This window comes from Citrobacter sp. Ca225 (genome assembly GCF_030337175.1).
Lineage (GTDB): Bacteria > Pseudomonadota > Gammaproteobacteria > Enterobacterales > Enterobacteriaceae > Citrobacter_A > Citrobacter_A amalonaticus.
On sequence record NZ_JAOWCD010000060.1, the window covers coordinates 1 to 3,771 of the forward strand.

Genomic DNA, 3,771 nt, shown 5'->3' on the forward strand with positions numbered 1-3,771 from the left:
TGATCTTGACCCGCCATCTCCGGACAGCTTTTGTATCTTAAGTTAACGATGTCCGCTGCCGCCGATATTCCCTCGGGGAGTGATATCCCAGCGCGCTGTGCGGGTGGTTTTCATTGTAATGTGTGAACGCTGCTGCAAGGTTTCGCAGGGCTGTTCTCACATCTGGTTTTGGCATGAACGCGATATAGTCTTCCTTCATCGTCTTCACGAATCGTTCGGCCATGCCATTGCTCTGCGGGCTGCTCACCGCTGTTGTACACGGCTCCAGATTCAGCTCTCTGGCGAACCTCCGCGTTTCATGCGCGGTATATGCTGAACCGTTATCCGTCAGCCATTGAACCGGTGTGGTCGGCAGCCCGTCGCCGAAGCGCTTTTCCACCGACCTCAGCATCACATCCTGCACCGTCGAACTGTCGTAGCCTCCTGTGCTCGCTGCCCAGTCTATGGCTTCTCTGTCGCAGCAGTCCAGCGCGAACGTGACCCGCAGCTTCTCACCGTTGTCGCAGCCGAACTCGAAGCCATCTGAACACCAGCGCATATCGCTTTCTGCCACCGCGATTTTGCCCTTATGTTCACGCTTCGACCGCTCTGGTTTGTCATGCAGTAACAGCAGATTATGCTCACTCATAAGCCGGTAAAGCCGTTTGGCGTTCACGGGGGGCAGTCCCTCTGTACGGCGTTGCGTACGCAGGATGCCCCACACACGGCGATAGCCGTAACTGGGCATATCGCTGATGATATCGAGGATCTCTGACAGTATTTCAGCGTCTGCTTCGTCATCACGCCGGTTACAGCGCCTGTCCTGCCAGTCGGCAGAACGGTTAATTCGCAGTGACAGCTGCGCACGCGACACGCCCATGGTGCGGCTGACCAGGGCTATTCCCCGTCCTTTGGCAACAAGGGCGCGTGCGCTATCCATTTTCGCGACTGAGCGTACTCCACGGCTTCTTTCAGGATCTCAACTTCCATCGTCTTCTTGCCCAGCAGGCGCTGAAGCTCCCGGACCTGCTTCAGAGCAGCAGTAAGCTCAGAAGCTGGAACAACTTCTTCTCCGGCCGCAACGGCGGTGAGGCTGCCTTCCTGATATTGCTTCTTCCACTTAAACAGCAGGCTGGGCTGGATGCCATGCAGGCGGGCGACATGGGAGACATTCATGCCCGGCTCCATCGTCTGCTGGATAATGGCGATCTTCTCCTGAGGAGTTTTACGTTTACGGACTTCTTGCCCTAACAGGATCCCGGTCATCTCAAAATTGGCGTTAGTGTTAGACATATATTCAAGCCTATCTCTTATCTGGAGATACAGCTACTGTCTGGTGTTTCAGGGGGCTACATCACATGGATAACCCCACCGATCCCGCCTCTAAGCTTGAGATAGGCAGCAGAATAGTACTTTGCATCGACGACTAACCGCTTTGAAATCTGGTTACCACTTTTGGTAATCGCTTCTACATCCAAAACAAAATCAGGGCGCTTACCATTGGCTAAGAACGGCTCGTATTGCAAGGTGACTTTTCTTGAAACATTAGGGTTGAAAAACTGAATGCTGATTTGTTCTTCATTGCCTTGAATATTCGCAATCAATTTTCGTTTCCAGTTGTCCTCTGGCAGATATCGGAATGCCTGAGTCAGCACTTTGATGATTTGCAGCAAACACCAACGTTCATAAATTAGTGGCATGTTGACTAGTCCAATCGCCTCGATTTTCTCCAGCGAAAGTAAAATGTCTTCATCGGCCAAGCCAATCTGCTCTTTTAACTTTTTAAAACCCGAGTGAACCGCTTGATAGGCAGGGTTTTGCACAAAAGTCATAGAGTTAGGAAAGGTGCTTTTACTTTTGACTTTGCATTGACGCCATTCTTTTTCTACTTGCTGGAAAGGCTTTATTTTGGGCGCCAGTACCTGATGCACTATTCCTACTTTTTCATGCTCACTAGCAAAGTAACTAAGGCGCTTTCGAATTGTCTCTCGTTCTTTCTCCTGTTCAGAGAGCTCTTCCGGTGTCAGCTTCGTTTTCCAACCATTTTCATTTAGAGCAATGCCTTGCTCGCGCAACTTGGAAAACTTCTCTTTATCTCTTAAGAGGGATCGTGAATCCGCCAGAATCGTTAGTTTGGATATGTACTCTGGGTACAAGATCGAAGCTGTTCCTCTCCTAGAGGGAGGAGGCATAATCGCCACCATGTCATAGTCGCTGTATGGCTGAAACAAGCTCGCGTAATACTCACCAGAACTAAAAATGGTATATCCATCAAGTTCAAACTGTTGCCAATCATCATGCTGGGACGGCTTAATTTTCGCCCACCACTCATTCTCAGATCCTGTGGTTTTTTCTAATCTGAGGTAACCTTTAGCGGCATGATTTGTCGAAAAATATTTATTGGCATTAATTTCACCTAACTGACTCGCCAACTCGGCATTGATTACTTCTGTATCTGATCTTGACCCGCCATCTCCGGACAGCTTTTGTATCTTAAGTTAACGATGTCCGCTGCCGCCGATATTCCCTCGGGGAGTGATATCCCAGCGCGCTGTGCGGGTGGTTTTCATTGTAATGTGTGAACGCTGCTGCAAGGTTTCGCAGGGCTGTTCTCACATCTGGTTTTGGCATGAACGCGATATAGTCTTCCTTCATCGTCTTCACGAATCGTTCGGCCATGCCATTGCTCTGCGGGCTGCTCACCGCTGTTGTACACGGCTCCAGATTCAGCTCTCTGGCGAACCTCCGCGTTTCATGCGCGGTATATGCTGAACCGTTATCCGTCAGCCATTGAACCGGTGTGGTCGGCAGCCCGTCGCCGAAGCGCTTTTCCACCGACCTCAGCATCACATCCTGCACCGTCGAACTGTCGTAGCCTCCTGTGCTCGCTGCCCAGTCTATGGCTTCTCTGTCGCAGCAGTCCAGCGCGAACGTGACCCGCAGCTTCTCACCGTTGTCGCAGCCGAACTCGAAGCCATCTGAACACCAGCGCATATCGCTTTCTGCCACCGCGATTTTGCCCTTATGTTCACGCTTCGACCGCTCTGGTTTGTCATGCAGTAACAGCAGATTATGCTCACTCATAAGCCGGTAAAGCCGTTTGGCGTTCACGGGGGGCAGTCCCTCTGTACGGCGTTGCGTACGCAGGATGCCCCACACACGGCGATAGCCGTAACTGGGCATATCGCTGATGATATCGAGGATCTCTGACAGTATTTCAGCGTCTGCTTCGTCATCACGCCGGTTACAGCGCCTGTCCTGCCAGTCGGCAGAACGGTTAATTCGCAGTGACAGCTGCGCACGCGACACGCCCATGGTGCGGCTGACCAGGGCTATTCCCCGTCCTTTGGCAACAAGGGCGCGTGCGCTATCCATTTTCGCGACTGAGCGTACTCCACGGCTTCTTTCAGGATCTCAACTTCCATCGTCTTCTTGCCCAGCAGGCGCTGAAGCTCCCGGACCTGCTTCAGAGCAGCAGTAAGCTCAGAAGCTGGAACAACTTCTTCTCCGGCCGCAACGGCGGTGAGGCTGCCTTCCTGATATTGCTTCTTCCACTTAAACAGCAGGCTGGGCTGGATGCCATGCAGGCGGGCGACATGGGAGACATTCATGCCCGGCTCCATCGTCTGCTGGATAATGGCGATCTTCTCCTGAGGAGTTTTACGTTTACGGACTTCTTGCCCTAACAGGATCCCGGTCATCTCAAAATTGGCGTTAGTGTTAGACATATATTCAAGCCTATCTCTTATCTGGAGATACAGCTACTGTCTGGTGTTTCAGGGGGCTACATCA

The 3,771-nt window shown here is 51.8% G+C and carries 3 protein-coding genes; all 3 read right to left on the minus strand.

What is annotated here, in order from left to right; all coding sequences use genetic code 11:
- Nucleotides 1-37: 37 nt before the first annotated feature.
- A protein-coding gene (locus OGW13_RS06790; RefSeq protein WP_109455549.1) for an IS3 family transposase occupies nucleotides 38-1,245 on the minus strand; the annotation gives its coding sequence in 2 pieces (ribosomal slippage) (nucleotides 38-924 and nucleotides 924-1,245; 1,209 coding nt in all).
- A gap of 83 nt (nucleotides 1,246-1,328) precedes the next feature.
- The gene (locus OGW13_RS06795) at nucleotides 1,329-2,411 is read right to left on the minus strand and encodes a nuclease domain-containing protein (protein ID WP_287115830.1); all 1,083 of its coding nucleotides are present in this window, start codon (nucleotides 2,409-2,411) and stop codon (nucleotides 1,329-1,331) included.
- Nucleotides 2,412-2,472: 61 nt separating this feature from the next.
- A protein-coding gene (locus OGW13_RS06800) for an IS3 family transposase (protein WP_109455549.1) occupies nucleotides 2,473-3,680 on the minus strand; the annotation gives its coding sequence in 2 pieces (ribosomal slippage) (nucleotides 2,473-3,359 and nucleotides 3,359-3,680; 1,209 coding nt in all).
- Nucleotides 3,681-3,771: the final 91 nt, after the last annotated feature.